This is a genomic window from Streptomyces sp. JH002 (assembly GCF_050916115.1).
Lineage (GTDB): Bacteria > Actinomycetota > Actinomycetes > Streptomycetales > Streptomycetaceae > Streptomyces > Streptomyces xiamenensis.
Map to the genome: position 1 here is coordinate 1,529,651 of NZ_CP087989.1, position 18,447 is coordinate 1,548,097.

At 72.7% G+C, this 18,447-nt stretch carries 23 protein-coding genes and 2 riboswitches; of the genes, 12 read left to right on the top strand and 11 right to left on the bottom strand.

The genetic code is table 11. From position 1 onward, the window contains the following. The first annotated feature begins 10 nt into the window (after nt 1-10). Genes H7827_RS06455 through H7827_RS06465 form a run of 3 tightly spaced genes read left to right on the top strand, consistent with a single transcriptional unit; the run spans nt 11 to nt 1,790 of the window. A complete protein-coding gene (locus H7827_RS06455; protein ID WP_386539471.1) occupies nt 11-814 on the top strand; it encodes a carbon-nitrogen hydrolase family protein in 804 nt (267 codons plus the stop codon). A gap of 35 nt (nt 815-849) precedes the next feature. Further along, a complete protein-coding gene (locus tag H7827_RS06460) occupies nt 850-1,560 on the top strand; it encodes a DUF2975 domain-containing protein (RefSeq protein ID WP_432743323.1) in 711 nt (236 codons plus the stop codon). After that, complete coding sequence (locus H7827_RS06465) at nt 1,560-1,790, top strand: helix-turn-helix domain-containing protein (protein WP_030738822.1); 231 nt, start codon at nt 1,560-1,562, stop codon at nt 1,788-1,790. The genes H7827_RS06460 and H7827_RS06465 overlap by 1 nt, the downstream gene beginning before the upstream one ends. On the opposite strand, the gene mnmA is transcribed toward H7827_RS06465, so the two are convergent. Then, a complete protein-coding gene (mnmA, locus tag H7827_RS06470; RefSeq protein ID WP_432743326.1) occupies nt 1,771-2,949 on the bottom strand; it encodes a tRNA 2-thiouridine(34) synthase MnmA in 1,179 nt (392 codons plus the stop codon). The genes H7827_RS06465 and mnmA overlap by 20 nt on opposite strands. 88 nt (nt 2,950-3,037) lie before the next feature. After that, nucleotides 3,038-4,207 carry a cysteine desulfurase family protein gene (locus tag H7827_RS06475; protein WP_432743328.1) on the bottom strand — a complete coding sequence of 390 codons (1,170 nt, stop codon included), beginning with the start codon at nt 4,205-4,207 and terminating at the stop codon, nt 3,038-3,040. Nucleotides 4,208-4,296: 89 nt separating this feature from the next. On the opposite strand from H7827_RS06475, the gene H7827_RS06480 reads away from it, so the two are divergent. The 3 genes from H7827_RS06480 (at nt 4,297) to H7827_RS06490 (ending at nt 5,855) form a co-directional block, all read left to right on the top strand. After that, nucleotides 4,297-4,953 carry an N-acetylmuramoyl-L-alanine amidase gene (locus tag H7827_RS06480; RefSeq protein ID WP_432743330.1) on the top strand — a complete coding sequence of 219 codons (657 nt, stop codon included), beginning with the start codon at nt 4,297-4,299 and terminating at the stop codon, nt 4,951-4,953. A 62-nt stretch (nt 4,954-5,015) separates the two neighbouring features. Beyond that, nucleotides 5,016-5,633 (top strand): SRPBCC domain-containing protein, encoded by a 618-nt coding sequence (locus H7827_RS06485; RefSeq protein ID WP_386539465.1) that lies wholly within the window; start codon nt 5,016-5,018, stop codon nt 5,631-5,633. Nucleotides 5,634-5,675: 42 nt separating this feature from the next. Beyond that, nucleotides 5,676-5,855: a hypothetical protein gene (locus tag H7827_RS06490; protein WP_386539466.1), complete on the top strand. Its 180-nt coding sequence runs from the start codon at nt 5,676-5,678 to the stop codon at nt 5,853-5,855. A gap of 31 nt (nt 5,856-5,886) precedes the next feature. On the opposite strand, the gene H7827_RS06495 is transcribed toward H7827_RS06490, so the two are convergent. From H7827_RS06495 to H7827_RS06505, 3 genes are all read right to left on the bottom strand, one after another. Further along, the gene (locus tag H7827_RS06495; RefSeq protein WP_432743333.1) at nt 5,887-6,966 is read right to left on the bottom strand and encodes a peptidoglycan recognition protein family protein; all 1,080 of its coding nucleotides are present in this window, start codon (nt 6,964-6,966) and stop codon (nt 5,887-5,889) included. Nucleotides 6,967-7,117: 151 nt separating this feature from the next. Further along, the gene (locus tag H7827_RS06500; protein WP_432743335.1) at nt 7,118-7,600 is read right to left on the bottom strand and encodes a hypothetical protein; all 483 of its coding nucleotides are present in this window, start codon (nt 7,598-7,600) and stop codon (nt 7,118-7,120) included. A 295-nt stretch (nt 7,601-7,895) separates the two neighbouring features. After that, a complete protein-coding gene (locus H7827_RS06505; RefSeq protein WP_030738798.1) occupies nt 7,896-8,369 on the bottom strand; it encodes a Dps family protein in 474 nt (157 codons plus the stop codon). A 96-nt stretch (nt 8,370-8,465) separates the two neighbouring features. Between H7827_RS06505 and H7827_RS06510 the strand changes: the two genes are divergently transcribed. Then, complete coding sequence (locus H7827_RS06510; RefSeq protein ID WP_432743337.1) at nt 8,466-9,029, top strand: GNAT family N-acetyltransferase; 564 nt, start codon at nt 8,466-8,468, stop codon at nt 9,027-9,029. Here H7827_RS06510 and H7827_RS06515 read toward each other — a convergent pair. Both H7827_RS06515 and H7827_RS06520 read right to left on the bottom strand, forming a co-directional pair. Next, complete coding sequence (locus H7827_RS06515) at nt 9,005-9,724, bottom strand: enhanced serine sensitivity protein SseB C-terminal domain-containing protein (protein WP_432743339.1); 720 nt, start codon at nt 9,722-9,724, stop codon at nt 9,005-9,007. The genes H7827_RS06510 and H7827_RS06515 overlap by 25 nt on opposite strands. Then, nucleotides 9,721-10,524, bottom strand: coding sequence for an enhanced serine sensitivity protein SseB (locus H7827_RS06520; protein WP_432743342.1), 804 nt, complete (start codon nt 10,522-10,524; stop codon nt 9,721-9,723). The genes H7827_RS06515 and H7827_RS06520 overlap by 4 nt, the downstream gene beginning before the upstream one ends. A gap of 113 nt (nt 10,525-10,637) precedes the next feature. Then, a riboswitch (glycine riboswitch) is annotated at nt 10,638-10,732 on the top strand. Between the two features lies 1 nt (nt 10,733). After that, nucleotides 10,734-10,823: riboswitch (glycine riboswitch) on the top strand. A 58-nt stretch (nt 10,824-10,881) separates the two neighbouring features. Between H7827_RS06520 and gcvT the strand changes: the two genes are divergently transcribed. The 4 genes from gcvT (at nt 10,882) to H7827_RS06540 (ending at nt 15,215) form a co-directional block, all read left to right on the top strand. After that, nucleotides 10,882-11,994: a glycine cleavage system aminomethyltransferase GcvT gene (gene gcvT, locus H7827_RS06525; RefSeq protein WP_432743344.1), complete on the top strand. Its 1,113-nt coding sequence runs from the start codon at nt 10,882-10,884 to the stop codon at nt 11,992-11,994. A 101-nt stretch (nt 11,995-12,095) separates the two neighbouring features. Continuing rightward, entirely contained in the window at nt 12,096-12,476 is a 381-nt protein-coding gene (gcvH, locus tag H7827_RS06530) for a glycine cleavage system protein GcvH (protein WP_030738786.1), read from the top strand. A gap of 14 nt (nt 12,477-12,490) precedes the next feature. Beyond that, nucleotides 12,491-13,762: a serine hydroxymethyltransferase gene (glyA, locus tag H7827_RS06535; RefSeq protein ID WP_432743346.1), complete on the top strand. Its 1,272-nt coding sequence runs from the start codon at nt 12,491-12,493 to the stop codon at nt 13,760-13,762. A gap of 70 nt (nt 13,763-13,832) precedes the next feature. Further along, nucleotides 13,833-15,215, top strand: coding sequence for an L-serine ammonia-lyase (locus tag H7827_RS06540; RefSeq protein ID WP_432743348.1), 1,383 nt, complete (start codon nt 13,833-13,835; stop codon nt 15,213-15,215). A 506-nt stretch (nt 15,216-15,721) separates the two neighbouring features. Here the strand turns inward: H7827_RS06540 and H7827_RS06545 are convergent. Beyond that, the gene (locus tag H7827_RS06545; RefSeq protein ID WP_432743350.1) at nt 15,722-16,567 is read right to left on the bottom strand and encodes an aldo/keto reductase; all 846 of its coding nucleotides are present in this window, start codon (nt 16,565-16,567) and stop codon (nt 15,722-15,724) included. Nucleotides 16,568-16,727: 160 nt separating this feature from the next. Between H7827_RS06545 and H7827_RS06550 the strand changes: the two genes are divergently transcribed. After that, complete coding sequence (locus H7827_RS06550; protein WP_432743352.1) at nt 16,728-17,396, top strand: TetR/AcrR family transcriptional regulator; 669 nt, start codon at nt 16,728-16,730, stop codon at nt 17,394-17,396. Nucleotides 17,397-17,449: 53 nt separating this feature from the next. Here the strand turns inward: H7827_RS06550 and H7827_RS06555 are convergent, their stop codons facing one another. From H7827_RS06555 to H7827_RS06565, 3 genes are all read right to left on the bottom strand, one after another. Continuing rightward, nucleotides 17,450-17,836 carry a DUF6256 family protein gene (locus H7827_RS06555; protein WP_432743354.1) on the bottom strand — a complete coding sequence of 129 codons (387 nt, stop codon included), beginning with the start codon at nt 17,834-17,836 and terminating at the stop codon, nt 17,450-17,452. Between the two features lie 9 nt (nt 17,837-17,845). After that, nucleotides 17,846-18,094, bottom strand: coding sequence for a DUF6186 family protein (locus H7827_RS06560; RefSeq protein ID WP_386540595.1), 249 nt, complete (start codon nt 18,092-18,094; stop codon nt 17,846-17,848). Between the two features lie 81 nt (nt 18,095-18,175). Continuing rightward, a complete protein-coding gene (locus H7827_RS06565; protein ID WP_030733745.1) occupies nt 18,176-18,346 on the bottom strand; it encodes a hypothetical protein in 171 nt (56 codons plus the stop codon). Nucleotides 18,347-18,447: the final 101 nt, after the last annotated feature.

Genomic DNA, 18,447 nt, shown 5'->3' on the forward strand with positions numbered 1-18,447 from the left:
CGGGGCGACGGTGCGGATCGCGGTGGGGCAGGTGCTCTCGGGGACGTCCCCGCGGGAGAATCTGGCGCTGCTGGCACAGACGGCGGAACGCGCGGCGGAGCGTGGCGCGCGGGTGCTGGTGTTCCCGGAGGCCGCGATGGCGCGCTTCGGCGTCCCGCTGGGCCCTGTGGCGCAGCCGCTGGACGGGCCGTGGGCGGCGGGGGTGCGGGAGATCGCGGCGCGGCACGGACTGCTCGTGGTGGCGGGGATGTTCACCCCGGACCCGGACGGGCGGGTGCGCAACACGCTGCTGATCACGGGGCGGGGGGTGGACACCTGGTACGACAAGGTGCATCTGTTCGACGCGTTCGGCTTCACGGAGTCGCGGACGGTGGCGCCCGGGGACCGGGTGGTCACGGCGGACGCGGACGGGGTCAGGTTCGGCTTCGCGACCTGTTACGACGTGCGCTTCCCCGAGTTGTTCGTGCGGCTGGCCGGGCTGGGGGCGCGGGTGATCCTGGTGCCGGCCTCGTGGGGTGCGGGCGAGGGCAAGCGGGAGCAGTGGGAACTGCTGGTGCGGGCCAGGGCGCTGGATTCCACCTGCTGGGTGGTGGCGGTGGGCCAGGCGGATCCGGCGGCGGTGGGTGAGGATCCGGGGACCTCGGCGCCGACCGGCATCGGGCACAGCATGGTGGTCTCGCCGCTGGGTGAGGTACGGGCGCGGCTGGGGGCGGAGCCGGGGCTGCTGGTGGCGGACGTGGAGGTGGGGCAGGTCGCCGCGGCGAGGTCATCCGTTCCGGTGATTGCCAACCGGCGACCGGAGGCTTATCGTTAATCGATAGCATCGATAAACGATAAGGGGGGTGCGTCGTGAAGGCTGTCGTGAAGGCGCTGATGAGATCGGGCGGGAGACGGCCGGCCGCCGCCGAGGGGGGCGGGCCGGACGCGGCCGTCACGGCCGGCAGGCCGCAGAAGGACCCACTGGAGCCCATCGAGGCTGCGGTCACGGCCGTGTGCACGCTGGGCGTGCTGGTCCTGACGCTGTGGGCGGTGCTGGCCGTGTTCGTCGACGGGGTCGGCTTCTACCTCCCCGACCGGGTGTGTGTGACCGACCCGGCGACCAGCGGCAGCGGCACGCCGATAGACGGCATGTTCGGCGCCCGTCCCGATGTCGAGGTGGTGGCACAGCCGACGTTCTGCTTCGACGGCAGCACGGGGCAGCGGGCGCTGTTCATCGCCGTGACACAGCTGGCGCTGCTGTGGCACGTGGGGGCGCTGGTGATGGCCTGGCTGCTGATCCGGCGGGCCCGCAAGCACGGCCCGTTCACCCGGCGCACCGTGCGCGGGCTGACCCTGCTCGGCTGGTATCTGGCAGGCGGAGCGGTGGGGTTGCACCTGATCCAGGGGCTGGCCTACGGCACACTGATCTCCTACGCGACGGACTACTGGGGCTACGCGCGGCTGCTCGATCCGACACAGGTCCGCTGGTGGCCGATCTTCATCGGCCTCGGGCTGCTCACCTTCGCGCGGCTGATACAGCTGGCCACGGATATGCGGGAGGACCTGGAGGGGGTGGTGTGATGGCGGCGGGCGACGCCGAACCGCACGGGATCGAGGTGCACCTGGACCGGCTGCTGGCCGAGCGGCGCATGACCCTGACCGAGCTGGCCGACCAGGTGGGCGTGACCAACGTCAATCTGTCCGTGCTGAAGAACGGGCGGGCCAAGGCCATCAGGTTCTCCACCCTGACCCGCCTGTGCGAGGTGCTGGAGTGTCAGCCGGGGGACCTGCTCAGCCACCGGCCGAAGTGACCGGGGCGACGGGGGCGACCTGGGCCACCGCGCGCTCGGTGGCGGCGATGGTGGCCGAGCCGACCACGCGCGCACCGTCGTACAGCACGATCGCCTGGCCGGGGGCGACCCCGCGCACCGGCTCCGCGAAGCTGACGCGCAGCTCGTCGCCGTCCGGCTCGGCGGTCACCGGGGTCTCCCCGCCGTGGGCCCGCAGCTGGGCGGTGTAGCTGCCGGGGCCGGTCGGAGCGGCACCGCACCAGCGGGGGCGGATGGCGGTCAGCGCCATGATGTCCAGTGCCTCGGCCGGGCCCACCGTGACGGTGTTCTCCACCGGGGAGATGTCCAGGACGTAGCGGGGCTTGCCGTCGGCGGCCGGGTGGCCGATGCGCAGCCCCTTGCGCTGGCCGATGGTGAACCCGTGCGCCCCCTGGTGGGTGCCCACCCGGCGGCCGTCCTCGTCGAGGATGTCGCCCTCGGCGGAGCCCAGATGACCGGCCAGGAAGCCCTGGGTGTCGCCGTCCGCGATGAAGCAGATGTCGTGGCTGTCGGGCTTCTTGGCCACCGCCAGGCCACGGCGCTCGGCCTCGGCCCGGATCTCGTCCTTGGTGGTGCGGGTGTCGCCCAGCGGGAACAGGGCATGGGCCAACTGCCGCTCGTCCAGGACCCCGAGCACATAGCTCTGGTCCTTGGCGAGATCGGTGGCCCGGTGCAGCTCACGACCACCGTCGGGGGTGGTCACCACGGTGGCGTAGTGGCCGGTGCACACCGCGTCGAAGCCCAGCGCCAGCGCCTTGTCCAGCAGCGCGGCGAACTTGATCTTCTCGTTGCAGCGCAGACACGGATTGGGGGTGCGGCCCGCCCGGTACTCGGCGATGAAGTCCTCGACCACGTCCTGGCGGAACCGCTCGGCCAGGTCCCACACATAGAAGGGGATACCGATGACGTCGGCGGCCCGGCGGGCGTCGCGGGAGTCCTCGATGGTGCAGCAGCCCCGGGCGCCGGTGCGGAAGGACTGCGGATTGGCGGACAGCGCCAGATGGACGCCGGTCACCTCGTGCCCGGCCTCCACGGCACGGGCGGCGGCCACGGCGGAATCGACCCCGCCGGACATCGCGGCGAGAACACGAAGACGCGGCCCCGTGCGGGGGCCGGAGGGAGCACCGGGGAACTCATTCATAGCACCACCACCCTACGGGGTGCCCCGCCCCGTCGGCGGGCCCGATCCACCGCTGCCCCGGAGGGCCAGGTCAGGGGCCGGTGCGGCGTCAGCTCAGGCCGGCCGTACGGGCCCGGGAGACGGCGGGGCCGATCGCCTTCGCCACCGCCACGATGTCCGCCCGCGTCGTGGTGTGGCCCAGGGAGAACCGCAGGGTGCCACGGGCCAGTTCGGGGTCGGCGCCGATCGCCAGCAGCACATGGCTGGGCTGCGCCACCCCGGCCGTGCAGGCGGAGCCGGTGGAGCATTCGATGCCCAGCGCGTCCAGCAACAGCAGCAGCGAATCGCCCTCGCACCCGGGGAAGGCGAAGTGGGCGTTGCCCGGCAGCCGCCCGGCCGGGTCCGGGTCACCGCCGAGCACGGCGTCCGGCACCTCCGCCCGTACCGCCGCGATCAGCTCGTCCCGCAGGCCGCCGATCTCGCGGGCGAAGCCGGCCCGGCGGGCGGTGGCCACCGAGGCCGCCGTCGCGAAGCCCGCCACCGCCGGGACGTCCAGCGTGCCCGAGCGCACCTCGCGCTCCTGGCCGCCGCCGTGCAGCACCGGCACCGGCGTCCACTGCCGGCCCAGCAGCAGCGCGCCGATGCCGTACGGGCCGCCGATCTTGTGGGCGGACACGGACAGCGCGGCCAGCCCCGAGGCGGCGAAGTCCACCTCCAGCTGGCCCACCGCCTGCACCGCGTCCGCGTGCATCGGGATGCCGTACTCGGCGGCGACCGCGGCGAGTTCGGCCACCGGGAAGACGGTGCCGATCTCGTTGTTGGCCCACATCACCGTGATCAGCGCCACATCCTGCGAATCCCTGGCGATGGCCTCGCGCAGCGCGCCGGGGTGCACCCGGCCCACCGCGTCCACCGGCAGCCACTCCACCCGGGCGCCCTCGTGGTCGGCCAGCCACTGGACCACGTCCAGCACCGCGTGGTGCTCCACCGGGCTGGCCAGCACCCGTACCCGGCGCGGGTCCGCGTCCCGGCGGGCCCAGTACAGTCCCTTGACCGCGAGGTTGTCGGCCTCGGTGCCCCCGGAGGTGAAGACCACCTCGCTGGGCCGGGCGCCGAGCGCCGCGGCCAGTTCCTCGCGGCCCTCCTCCACCGCGCGCCGTGCCCGCCGTCCGGCGGCGTGCAGGGCGGAGGCGTTCCCGGTGACAGCCAGCTGTGCGGTCATCGCGGCGATGGCCTCGGGGAGCATCGGCGTGGTGGCGGCATGGTCGAAGTAGGGCATGGTGGGGCCGATTCTACGAGCCGCCCCCACGGGGCGGCCGATGGAACCGGATGCCGGACAGTGGCGTTCTTTCCCCTCGGAGGATGAACATGGGTGAGCACGCGGGGCCGGATCAGCGACGGCGGGGGCTCGGGCGGCGCGCCCTGGTCCTGGGCGGTGGTGCCGCCGTCGTCGGGGTGGGCGCGCTGGCCGGCCGCGACACACTCGAACGCTGGTGGTGGCGGCTGCCGGGGATGGAGGAGCCCCGTACCCCGGGTGAGGTGGACCACGTGGGCGCCGAGTGGGTGCCTGCCGCCCGGGCGAACTACCGGCGGGCGAGCCGGCCGCGCGACTACGGCATCGACCGGGTCGTCATCCATATGCCGGAGGCCACCTACGACATCACGCTCCAGGTCTTCCAGGACCCCGGGCACGGGGCGTCCACGCACTACGTGGTGCGTTCGGAGGACGGCCACGTGGCGCAGCTGGCCAGGGAGCTGGACGTCGCCTTCCACGCGGGGCACCGCGGGTTCAACGAGCGCAGCATCGGCATCGAGCACGAGGGCTGGGCCGAGGATCCGGCGTATCTGACGGACGCCATGTACGAGTCATCGGCCCGGCTGGTGGCGGGGATCTGCCGGCGTTACGGCATTCCGGTGGACCGCGAGCACATCGTGGGACACAACGAGGTGCCCGACGTCATACGGGTGTGCCCGGGGCCGCACTGGGACTGGGACCGCTATCTGGAGCTGGTTCGGCAGGCGTGAGCGCGCGCGGCGGGTGAGGATCGTTCCAGCAAGGTCCTGCCGTGACAGGGGAGAGCCCCACCATGACCGAGAAGACCGAGTTCACCAGCTGGATCGACGACACCTACCGGGAGGTGGGGCGGCGCCCCGTGCCCGAGGGCGAGGCCCGCACCCTCTTGATCCGCCGCCACTTCCCGGCCTGGGTGGTGGACGTCTGGGACGCGGTGACCGACCCGGAGCGGCTGTCCCAGTGGTTCCTGCCGGTCACCGGTGAGCTGGAACTGGGCGGCGGTTTCCGTATCGAGGGCAACGCCAGTGGGGAGATCCTGCGCTGCGAGGCCCCCAATCTGCTCGCGGTGACCTGGAACTTCGGCACCGGCCCCAGCAGCGAGCTGATGCTGCGGCTGGCCGATGTGTCGCGGGGTGAGACGGCCCTGGAACTGGAGCAGGCGCCGATCCCCGATCGCATCGACATGGACGGCCGGCGGCTCGATCCGGTGCTCAACGACTATGAGACTGGTCTCTTCGGGCTGGGCACCGGATGGGAACTCGCGCTGATCTCGCTGGCCCGATTTCTCGGCGGCGACCCCATCACCGACCCGGCCACCTGGGAAGAAGCACCGGAAGTGCAGAATTTCGCGGTCCGCAGCGGTGAGCTGTGGGCGCAGCTCGCCGCGGAGGAAGCGCGCGAGCGGCCGTAAACCCGGTCGGCGCTGTCAGTGTCGCCCTCTACTCTGGAGGGCATGATCGTGACCTGCGATGACGCCCCCACCACCACCGGTGCCGATGACGCGGCGGCGGCGAATGAGGCCATCCGCCGCTATGTCCGCGCGCACGGCAACCGGCCGTGGGGTGAGCGGGAGGCCGCCGAGCTGGCGCGGCTGCGCCGCATGTGGCTGGCCGCGATACGCGCGGCGGCCTGAGCCCGCCCCGGTGGGTCGCGCGCGGCGCCGGTCAGGCCGGCCAGTACAGCGATTCTGCGCGCGCCCACTCCACGGTGACCGGTTCGGAGCCGTGGTGCTGGACCTCCACCCGCAGTCTGCCCTTGTCGGCGGCGGGCACGTGACCGGTCCAGGTGTAGACGAAGTGGCCCTTGCCCTGGTCGTTCACCGGTGAGTCGGTGGGCATCGCCGAGGCCCGTACGTACTTTCCGTTCTCCTGCCGGTAGCGGGCCACCCGCACCTTGAACTCCTGGCCGGTGGCCAGCCCGGTGACCTTCACGGCGACCGAGGCGGTGTAGTAGCAGGGGCCGAGCAGCACGGAGGGCTCGGGATCCTTGTCCACCCACTTCTTGCCGTCGTAGTAGCGGTTGAAGTTGAGGGTGGTCCAGGTGTCGGGCCGCACGGTCCGGGTGTAGGAGTTCGTCTCGTATAACGACCGCTTGGGCATATCGTCCTCCTCGGGGCTGCTGGGGCTCCATCCGGCCGACTGCTTGAGCCGGGCGGCGACCCGCTTGCGGATGTCGCTCATGGACACGCCCGGCCCGCGGGGGTCTATCTTGCCGGGCTGCCATTCGAGGTGGCCGATCACCGAGGTGTCGCCGGACTTGCCCCAGCCGTGTGCGCGGAGCAGCGCGGCGGCGGCCCGCACGATGGCCTCCACCTGCTCGGCGGGCCACGGGTCCTTGCCGTCACCGAGGTTGACGCACTCGAATCCGTAGAAGTGGGGGTTGCCGTCGGTGTCCGCCGTTTTGTCGGCCGGCAGCTTCTTCTCGGCGATGACGGCGTTGAGCACGGCGCCGTCCCCCTTGCCCGCGTGGTTGGCGCGCCCGTGCCCGACCATGTGGACGGTGCCCGCCTTGTCGATCACCCCGTGGCACAGCGGCCCCGGCAGATCGGAGCGGCCGGCGTAGCACAGCTCCACCGAGGCACTGGTGCCGGAGGTGACGGTGTGATGGACCATCACACCGTGCACCGGACCCCATGCCCCGGCGCTGTTGCGGTTGTGGGTGCGCCAGGACTTGTACTCGACGACCTTGACGCCCTCGGCCTTCAGCGCGGACAACACCTTGTCAGCGCTCAGTGGAGTGGCCATGAAGGACCCCCGTTCGCTTACGACGACGCAGTAGCCTCCCCATCAGTGGTACGTCGCATGCCCCCGGGGCGCAAGAGTCCCCCACGGCGGTCTCGCACCTTTCAACACTCCTGGGGCTCCCGCGCGTTCGCCGCCGCGCGCGGGGCCTGCGCTACCGGCGTGGCCGGTAGGCGTGGCCGGCCTCCCGCAGCGCGGTGTGCGCGTCCCGGGTGCGGGCACGTCCGGCGGCCAGCCGGGCCTCCACCTCAGGAGCGAACCGGCGCCGCCGTACCGGCCCGAGGGTGATGTCCGACAGCGTGATGGCGTCCCACGCCGCGGTGGAGGCCGCTTCGAGCAGCGTACGGTCACCGGTCGTCAGGGCCAGTTCGTCCATGGCCTCGGTGACCTCCGAGCGGGCCCGGTAGCGTGCCACGCGGTGCTCGCGCGTCTCGCGTTGCCCGTCGCGGATGTCCTGGACGAACAGCCAGTGCAGTTCGCGGTAGCGCACGACGGCCTTCAGCAGCCGGCTCACCTGGGCGCGTACCTCCCGGTCGTGCTCGCGCCGGCGGGCCCGCCGCTCGATCCACTGCTGGGTGAAACCGGTCAGCCCCACGCCCGCCAGCGTTCCCGCCACGGCGACGACGCTCGCCCACATACCCCCGCCCCCTCGTGGCGGCCCGGCGGCCGCCCCGCGCGTCACCGTAGCCGGTACCCGTCGCGTCGCCCACCGGGGCCGGCGTGGGCCCCGGTGAGGGGGGCGGACGCGTGCGGGCGGCCCGCACAGGCGAGGCCCCCGACCCGTCACGGGTCGGGGGCCTCGCGCTTCCGGATTCCTTCCGGCCGGGACAGGGGGCATGCCTGCTGGACGCTCGGATGCCCGCACGGATACCCGTCGGTCGGACGGTGCGTCCGGGACGGTGCGGGCCGGCGCGGTGCCCGGGCGTCCGGCGTCAGCTGCCGTTCTCGGCCTGGAACATCCAGTGGTGCTTCTCCAGCTCCTTGACCAGGGCGATCAGGTTGTCCTCGGTGACCCGGTCGACCTCGCCCACCGCCACCATGCGGTCGCGCATGCGGACGATGCAGGAGCCCAGCGCCTGCGTCAGGATGTCGACCGCCTCGGTGTCCGGCAGCCAGCCCTCGGGCACGGTGGCGATCCCGCTGCTGCCCGCGACGGTGGCGGCGCGGCCGTCGGGGCTGATGCCCAGGGCGGAAGCGCGTTCGGCCACGATGTCCGAGTGGGCGCGGGCGGTCTCCACGACGTCGTCCAGCTGGAGGTGCACGGTGCGGAAGCGAGGTCCGATCACGTTCCAGTGGACCTGTTTGGCCACCAGGGACAGATCGATGATGTCCGCCAGCGCGCCCTGCAGGGCGTCTGCGACGACCTTGAGCGCGGGCTCGGGCAGTGTGCTCTTCACGGCATACATGAATCGTCCACTTTCATCCGAATGTGCGGCTTTCCTCTCACGGTACCCCTGCTACCCGGACCCGGCAGCGCAAACCTCGATGGCAGCATGAACGTCATGACTGCCGCCGGAATCCGCTTCGCGACCGCCGAGGATCTGCCCGCGGTGTGCGCCGTGGTCAACCACTACATCGAGACCACCGCCGCCAACTTCCGCACCGAGCCGCAGCAGCCGCACGAGTGGCTGGAGCAGTGGGAGCGGGGACACCGCACCCACCCCTGGCTGGTGGCCGAGGTGGACGGCGAGGTCGCCGGAATCAGCTACGCGTTCCCCTGGAAGGCGCGCGCCGCCTACGCCTGGACCGTGGAGTGCGCCGTCTACCTGGCGCCCGGGCAGCACGGGCGGGGCCTGGGCCGGGCGCTGTACGAGCGGCTGTTCGCGCTCCTCGGCGAGCAGGGGTTCCACTCGGTGATCGCCGGGGTCGCCCTGCCCAACCCGGCCAGCGAGGGGCTGCACCGGTCGCTGGGGTTCCGGCAGGTGGGGACGTTCCGGGAGAACGGCTACAAGATGGGGGCCTGGCGCGATGTGAGCTACTGGCAGCGGCCCCTGACGGCGCACTCCGGCGCGCCGGTCCCGACCGCGCCGGTGCCCGCCGCTCAGGAGGCGGCGGGCGCCGAGTAGAAGGGGCGGGCCCTGGCGCGCAGCCACAGGGCGACCGGATCGTACGCGTCCGCCATGGCCACCGTGGCCACCGCGAGCCCGTCCGGGACGGCCTCGACGGCCCGTGCCATCATCCGCCGCACCGACTCCGCCGCCGCCTCCCCCGGATCGTCCACCTCCAGGCCGATCACCAGATAGGCGCTGCCCACGGCGGGCCGCACCCAGCCGCGCCGCAGGCTGCGCAGCACGGGGGTACGGCGTGCCTCGTCGGCGAGCCGCCGGTAGAAGGGCTCCGCGGGCGCGGTCGGCTCGGTGATCACCAGCGGGCCGGCCGGCAGCCGGTCCAGGCCGCCGGCGATCCTGCGCAGATCGGCCCAGGGGATGCCGAGGCCGCCGCCTGGGATGTGCGGGTTGAGCCACAGCCCCCAGTGGTCGGGGTACAGGGCGGCGGCGATGTCCCGGCCGCCGATCACCTCGTGGTCCCGGGGCCAACCGCTGGCGGCCAGCTCGGCGGGCGAGGTGACGGCCGGCGCGTAGCCGTGGCCGGCGACCTCGACGCTGCCGTACTGGGCGTCCGGGTCGCCGGGCCGGCCGTGCCACAGCAGCATCCACACCTCGCCGTGCGCGAGCGCGCCCAGCAGCGTCTCGTAGATGTCCGGGCGGTCGGCCGTCACCCGGGGAAGCAGTTCCTCGATCGCCCCCTGGGCTTCGGTCATGCGTCCCGCCGGTAGAACGGCTGCACGCTGTGGCGCAGCCAGTCCACGACGGGGTCGGTCACCGCGTCCAGCAGCACCAGCTGGACCGGCCAGGGCACCGCGCCGCGCGCCAGGGCGCGGCCCAGCGCGTCGTGGCTGCCGATCCGGTACTCCTCGGACAGTTCGTCCAGCTCCAGGCCGATGAACAGGGCCGGGGCGCCGCCCTCCGCGCTGGCCAGGCCACGCCGCGCGGTCCGCACGTACGGCAGCGCGGACAGCTCGCCGGCCGCCGCCGCCAGGAAGTCGACGGGCTCCTGCTGCCAGTCCGGCTCGAACAGGCGCATCCGGGCGCCGGAGGGCGCCCCGGGCACGCGCTCGCCCGGGGTGTCCCGGCACAGCTGCGCCACCCCTTCCGGCGGGACCGGGACGCCGACGGTGCCGCCCGGGTTGACGGCGAGGCCGGCCTGCGGCGGCAGTCCGCGGGCGAACTCCTTGACGGGGGCGACGGTGAAGGACATGTGGGTGCCGACCACGAGCCGGAACTGTTCCGCGGAGCTGAAGACCGGGACGTACACCCCGCCGTCCAGCTCGATCGTCGGCAGGTCCAGGCTGCGGCTGTCCGGGCCGCCGCCCTCCGGCAGCGGCACCCACACCGGGCTGCGGCCCAGCACCTGGAGCAGCCGGGGCGCGGCATCCGGCACACCGACCGCGGCGGCCAGCGCGTGCTCCAGCTCATTGCCGGGCCAGCCGCCCCCGCCGGCCGCCCCCGTGTCGACGCCGCCGTCCTGCCCGGGCGCGGAGCCCTGCCAACGCTCGTTCATCTCGTCCCACCACCATCTGATCCGGATCTGTAGGGCACCCTAATGGCTCAGTGAGGGCCGTCATGCGATGATGAGCCGCACAACAACCGCAGGACAATCGAACAATGGCCGTTCGACCACGCGCGGGAGAGTTCCCGGTCCAGCACCGGGGCGCCGAAGGAGCAAGTCCTCCCTTGAATCTCTCAGGCCCCGATACCGCGCGCGGAAGGCGAATCTGAAAAGCGGGCCCCCGAACGGGCCCCACCCACGGTGCAAGCCGCAAGGCGAACCTCTCAGGTGCCGATGACAGATGGGGAGGGCGAGCCGTATCCGCGCGACCGCGCACCGCCCGCCGCCCGTACCCTCTGGAGCCACCTCATGACGTCCCGTATCACCGCGCTCGACGCCCTCCACCGCGAGCTGGGCGCCACCATGACCGACTTCGCCGGGTGGCAGATGCCGCTGCGGTACGGCAGTGAGCGTGCCGAGCACCAGGCGGTGCGCACCGCCGCGGGCCTGTTCGACCTCTCCCACATGGGCGAGATCGCGGTCACCGGACCGCAGGCCGGGCGGCTGCTGGACCACGCGCTCGTCGGAAAGCTGTCGGCGCTGGCGGTGGGCCGCGCCCGGTACACGATGATCTGCGACGCCGAGGGCGGCATCCTGGACGACCTGATCGTCTACCGGCTGGCGGACGAGCACTACATGGTGGTCGCCAACGCCGCCAACGCGCAGACCGTGCTGGACGCGCTGACCACCCGCGGCGAGGGCTTCGAGGCCCAGGTGCGGGACGACCGGGACGCGTACGCGCTGATCGCCGTGCAGGGCCCGGCCTCGCCCGCGATCCTGGGCTCGCTCACCGACGCCGACCTGGCCGGCCTGAAGTACTACGCGGGCCTGCCGGGCACGGTCGCGGGCCGGCCCGCGCTGATCGCCCGCACCGGGTACACCGGCGAGGACGGCTTCGAGCTGTTCGTCGCGCCGCGGGACGCCGAGCCGCTGTGGCGGGCCCTGACGGAGGCGGGCGCCCCGTACGGTCTGGTGCCCTGCGGCCTGTCCTGCCGCGACACGCTGCGCCTGGAGGCGGGGATGCCGCTGTACGGGCACGAGCTGACCGCCGCGACCACCCCCTTCGACGCGGGGCTCGGCCGGGTGGTGAAGTTCGACAAGGACGGCGATTTCGTGGGCCGGGCGCCGCTGGAGGCGGCGGCCGAGCGGGCGCAGAGCGACCCGCCGCGCCGCCTGGTGGGCCTGGTCGGCGCGGGCCGCCGGGTGCCGCGGGCCGGCTACCAGGTGGTGGACGCGGCGGGCACGGTGATCGGCGAGGTCACCTCAGGCGCCCCCTCCCCCACCCTGGGCTCGCCGATCGCCATGGCGTACGTGGACGCCGCGCACGCCGCGCCCGGCACGGAGGGGGTCGCGGTGGACATCCGCGGCGCCCGGGAGCCGTTCGCGGTCGTGGCGCTGCCCTTCTACCGGCGCGAGAAGTAACGGCCCGGGGCGCCGCCCCGGCACCGCGCCCTCACCCGTACGCCGCGCCCCCTCATCCCCGCTTTCCTCCCGCATTGTCACCATCGAGGAGAATCGATCCCATGAGCAACCCTGTCGAGCTGCGCTACAGCAAGGAACACGAGTGGCTGTCGGCCGTCCAGGACGGTGTCGCCACGGTCGGCATCACCGCCTACGCCGCCGACGCGCTGGGCGATGTCGTCTTCGTCCAGCTCCCGGAGGTCGGTGACACGGTCACCGCCGGTGAGAGCTGCGGCGAACTGGAGTCCACCAAGTCGGTCAGCGACCTCTACTCCCCGGTCACCGGTGAGGTCACCGAGATCAACGGCGCGGTGAGCGACGATCCGGCGCTGGTGAACTCCGCCCCCTTCGAGGGTGGCTGGCTGTTCAAGGTCCGCATCGACGGCGAGCTGCCCGGCGACCTGCTGGACGCCGACGGCTACGCCGCCTTCACCCAGGGCTGAGGGGAGCCGCTGTCATGTCGTCCGTACTGAACCAGTCCCTGCACGAGCTGGACCCCGAGGTCGCCGCCGCCGTCGACGCGGAGCTGCGCCGCCAGCAGTCCACCCTGGAGATGATCGCCTCGGAGAACTTCGCCCCGGTGGCGGCGCTCGAGGCGCAGGGCTCCGTGCTCACCAACAAGTACGCCGAGGGTCTCCCGGGGCGCCGCTACTACGGCGGCTGTGAGCACGTCGATGTCATCGAGAACCTGGCCCGCGACCGCGTCAAGGCGCTGTTCGGGGCGGAGGCGGCCAATGTGCAGCCGCACTCGGGTGCCTCGGCGAACGCCGCCGCGATGGCCGCGCTGATCAAGCCGGGCGACACCATCATGGGCCTGGACCTGGCGCACGGTGGGCATCTCACCCACGGGATGAAGATCAACTTCTCCGGCCGGCTGTACAACGTCGTGCCCTACCACGTCGCCCCGGACACCGGCCTGGTCGACATGGACGAGGTCGCGGCGCTCGCCGCCGAACACCGGCCGCAGCTGATCATCGCCGGCTGGTCCGCGTACCCCCGGCAGCTGGACTTCGCCGCCTTCCGCCGCATCGCCGACGAGGTCGGCGCGCTGCTGATGGTGGACATGGCGCACTTCGCCGGCCTGGTGGCCGCCGGGCTGCACCCCAGCCCCGTCCCGCACGCGGACGTGGTGACCACCACCACGCACAAGACCCTGGGCGGCCCGCGCGGCGGTGTGATCCTCTCCCGCAAGGAGCACGCCAAGAAGATCAACTCGGCGGTCTTCCCCGGGCAGCAGGGCGGCCCGCTGGAGCACGTGATCGCCGCCAAGGCGGTGGCGTTCAAGATCGCCGCGGGTGAGGAGTTCGCCGAGCGGCAGCGCCGTACCGTGGAAGGCGCCCGGCTGCTGGCCGAGCGGCTGGTCGGGGCGGACGTGGCCGGCGCGGGCATCTCCGTACTGACCGGCGGCACCGACGTCCACCTCGTGCTGGTCGACCTGCGCGACGCCGCGCTGGACGGACAGCAGGCCGAGGACCGGCTGCACTCCATCGGCATCACCGTCAACCGCAACGCGATCCCCAACGACCCGCGTCCCCCGATGGTGACCTCCGGGCTGCGCATCGGCACCCCGGCGCTGGCCACCCGCGGCTTCGGCGCCGAGGACTTCCGCGAGGTCGCCGACATCATCGCGCAGGCGCTGCTCCCCGGGTACGACGAGGGCACCGCCGCGAAGCTGGCGGCCCGGGTCTCCGCGCTCGCCGACCGTCATCCGCTCTACCCCGGCCGCTAGGCCCGTGGTGGGACGCCGCCCGCGCGGGTGCGCGTCCCACCATCCCGTCCCCCTGTAAGGAGTGGACCCCATGGCTCTGTCCGCCTTCGATCTGTTCTCCATCGGCATCGGCCCCTCCAGTTCGCACACGGTCGGCCCGATGCGGGCGGCGCGGATGTTCGCGCACCGGCTGAAGAAGGAGGGCGCGCTGGCGCCCACGCACGCCGTACGCGCCGAGCTGTTCGGTTCGCTGGGCGCCACGGGGCACGGACACGGCACGCCGAAGGCGGTGCTGCTGGGCCTTGAGGGGTACGCGCCCGACACGGTCGACGTGGCGGGGGCCGACGCGCGGGTCGCGGACATCCGCGCCGAGCGCCGGCTGCGGCTGCTGGGGTCCGACATAGGGGACAGCCACGCCATCGACTTCGACCCGGACACCGACCTGGTGCTGCACCGGCGCACGTCGCTCCCGTACCACGCCAACGGCATGCGGCTGACGGCGCTGGACGCGGCCGGCTCCGTGGTCCTGGAGAAGACGTACTACTCGGTGGGCGGCGGCTTCGTCGTGGACGAGGACGCGGTGGGCGCGGACCGGATCCGGCTGGACGACACGGTGCTGCGGCACCCGTTCCGCACCGGCGACGAACTGCTGCGGCTGACGCGGGAGACCGGCCTGTCGGTCTCGGCGCTGATGCTGGAGAACGAGAAGGCGTGGCGCGGTGAGGCGGAGATCCGCTCCGAACTGCTGCGCATCTGGGGCGTGATGGACGCGTGCGTGGCGCGCGGCCTGACCCAGGAGGGCATCCTGCCGGGCGGTCTGAAGGTCCGGCGGCGCGCGGCGGGCGTGGCGCGCAAGCTGCGCGGGGAGGGCGCGCGGGCGGAGTCGGCCCTGGAGTGGGTGACGCTGTACGCGATGGCCGTCAACGAGGAGAACGCGGCGGGCGGCCGGGTGGTGACCGCCCCCACCAATGGCGCGGCGGGGATCATCCCGGCGGTGCTGCGCTACTACCTGGACTTCGTGCCGGGCGCGGACGAGGACGGGGTGGTGCGCTTCCTGCTGGCGGCGAGCGCGATCGGGATGCTGTTCAAGGAGAACGCCTCGATCTCGGGCGCCGAGGTCGGCTGCCAGGGCGAGGTCGGCTCGGCCTGCTCGATGGCGGCCGGCGGGCTGGCGGAGGTGCTGGGCGGCACGCCGGAGCAGGTGGAGAACGCGGCGGAGATCGGCATCGAGCACAACCTGGGCCTGACCTGCGACCCGGTGGGCGGCCTGGTGCAGATCCCGTGCATCGAGCGCAACGGCATGGCGGCGGTCAAGGCGATCACGGCGGCCCGGATGGCCCTGCGCGGGGACGGGCGGCACCACGTCTCGCTGGACAAGGCGATCAAGACGATGAAGGAGACGGGGGCCGACATGAGCGTCAAGTACAAGGAGACCGCGCGCGGCGGCCTCGCGGTGAACATCATCGAGTGCTGAGCGCGGGGCCCGCGGGGTGTCCACGCGGTACGCGTCCGGTGCGCGTGTCGCCAGCGTGTCGCGAGCGGAGGTCACCACCCGGTGCCGGCACGGTGACCCGCCCGGGCCGCGCGCTCAGTTCGCTCCCGGCGCGGTGAGCACCGGGGAGAACGTGGTGGGCACGACGGTGAGCCGGTACCGAGAGGCGTACCCCGGCACCCGTGCCGCGTCCCGCCTGGGCGCCATGACACCGCATGCCGAGGCGGGCGTCCCGGAGCCAGGGCCCGAGACCTGCTGCGCGGGACCACCCTGTCCATGTCCGCCATCGCCGCCCAGGCCGGCATCCCCCGGCCTCCAGGCTTTCAACAAGGCGTGCCGCCTGAATCCGGGAGCTTCCCCCGGGTTCTGCGTGCGACGCGCCAGGCCCCGGACCAGCGGGTTCCCTGAGGGACCGAAGGTCGCACCGGTGGCCGCGGGGCCGGATCACGGGCGCCCCCGACGTGGCGCGCCCGTGGCGCTCGGCGCGGTCAGGCGAGCGCGTTCAGACGCCGCATGTCGCTGTCCGTGAGGGAGAGCCTGCCGGCCCCCAGGTTCTCGGCGAGATGCGCCGTGGAGGTGGTGCCGGGGATGGGCAGTACCACCGGGGAGCGGTGCAGCAGCCAGGCCAGCGCGACCTGGGCCGGGGTGGCACCGAGTTCCGCCGCGATGTCCGCGACCGGACTGCCGGGCCGGGCGAGTTCACCCGTGGCGATCGGGAACCACGGAATGAAGGCGATCCCCTGGTCGGTGGCGTAGTCGAGGACGGCCTGCGACTGCCGGTTCACCAGGTTGTAGAGGTTCTGGACACTGGCGATCTCCGTGACCGCCTGTGCCTCCTTCAGCTGGTCCACCGAGACCTCCGAGAGCCCGATGTGGCGGACCTTGCCCTCTTCCCTCAGCTCGGCGAAGGCCCCGACCTGCTCGGCGAGCGGAACCTCGGGGTCCACTCGGTGCAGCTGGATCAGATCGATCCGGTCGGTCTTGAGCTGCCTCAGGGACAGTTCCACCTGCTGCTTGAGATAGGCCGGGCGGCCCACCGGAACGAAGACGTTGGGGCCGGGCCGTACCGTGCCCGCCTTGGTCGCGACGACCAGGCCGGCCGGATAGGGGTGGAGGGCGTCCGCGATGATCCGCTCGGTGACGAGCGGGCCGTAGGAATCAGCCGTGTCGATGAAGTTGACTCCCTGCGCCACGGCTTCCCGAAGGATCCGCAGGGCGCCCGGCCGGTCGGCGGGCTGACCCCACACACCGGGGCCGCTGAGCCACATGCTGCCGTAGCCGAGTCGGTTGACGGTCAGATCGCCGCCGAGATCGAAGGTGAGGGGAGCGGTCACGAGCTTTCTCCTCGCTTGGGGAGCACGGGGTGGCGTGGCCAGGTGGATCGGGCGCCGCACCCCCCGGAACTCAAAATGAACCTGCGTTCAGTTTCTATCATGAACTTCGGTTCACTATGATGCAAACGTCCACTTCACAGCCCCGTCCACAGGAGAGCCGATGGCGCAGCCACGAGCCCCGCGCGCGGACGCCGTCCGCAATCGCCGGAGAATCCTCGACGCCGCCCGGGAGGAGATCACCTCGCGCGGGCCGGGCGTCGGGATGGACGAGATCGCCGCGGCGGCGGGAGTGGCGGTGGGCACCCTGTACCGCCACTTCCCGACGAAGACGGACCTGGTGAGAGCCGTCGTCGATGAGTACAGCGCCTATGTGGCCACCGCCGCGGAAAGCGCGCTGGAACGCGTCACGGCGGGCGGCCGGGCGCTCGACGAGATCACGGCGTTCCTGGGGCGCGTCGTGGAGGCCACCGCCACCAACCATGCCGTGAAGGCCGCCGCCCATGCCCTCGGCGCCACTCCGCTCGACGCGAAGGCGGAGGAGAGATCCGCCGCGGCGCTGGCCGCGCTCATCCGATCGGGGCAGGCCGACGGTGACATACAACCCGATGTCACCGTGCCCGACATCTACCTGCTCTTCTCCACCGCCCCCACCGACCAGCCAGCCGCCGCGCGGGCGCGCTGGCTCACGCTGATCACAGCCGGCCTGCTCACCCCCACCGCCGGAGGAGGCGCCTCACGCCGGCCGGCAGCCCGTGGCGGTGCCGCCCGGTCGGCGCCCACCGGCGGCCCACGCCCCGGAGGCGAGGGAAGGGGCTGCGCCCCCGGCTGAGCCGGGCGCGGCCGGGTGTTGCGGGACGTCCGAGCCGCCCCGTCATCCTTCGCTCAGGTTCCCGCCCCGGGCGGCGGGCGGCGGCCGGGGCGCGCGGGGCGGCGGGTCCGGCGGGTGGCGGCCCAGGAGGCGGCGAGGAAGAGCGGGAGCGTGAGGCCCATCAGGGCGAGGGTGCCGGTGACCGCGTGCCGCACGAAGGATGGGTTGTGGCGGGCCAGGCCGCCGTAGTAGCCGGTGATCACCACCATGAGCAGCAGCCAGCCGCCCACGTACGTACCGATGACCTGGCGCAGGAATTCCCGCCGGCCGTGGCGTTCCGGGCGGCGGCGGTGGGGCCGGGCCCGGGGATCGGCGCGGATGATCCGCACGCCCGTCGCGAGGTAGATCATCAGCAGCACGTAGCCGGCACAGACGGTGCCGATCGCGATCCAGTCCGCCATGGCGTCCGGTTACAGCTCCGGGCCGCGGAGCAGGAAGTGCCAGCCCTGGACGAACGCGTGCCAGCCGAACCAGAGCCAGGCCGCGAACAGTACCCAGCGGCCGGCCTGGTGGCGCATCACCGCTTTCAGCGTCTGGCTGAGGGTGGGGAAGGAGTCGGTGGGATTGATCAGGCCGATGGCCTCCCACGCGAACAGGCAGGCGAAGAGGACGGCCCACACCAGATAGCCGATCTGGGCGTGATGCGGCGCTTGGTACATGCGGTCATCGTTCCGCACCGCCCGATCCGGGGGCGGGACGCGCGGCCGAAGCCGCGCCCCGCACCCTCGGTCAGCGTCCGGTCACCATCGGTACCACCGCGCCCGGCGGCCGTGCGCCGTCAGGGGACGGACGATGAAGCCCGCCAGCCACACGATCAGCACCAGGACCGCGATCCACCACAGGACCTTCGCGGCGAAGCCGATCCCGAACAGGACAAGCGCGAGCAGCAACACCAGCAGCATCGGAACCATGAATCATTCCTCCTCGTGATCCGCTCCGGAATCATTCGGGTACCCCGGCCTCCCGGGTGGTTTAAACACGGGTGGTCCAGGTGAGGCGGGAGGGAGTACCC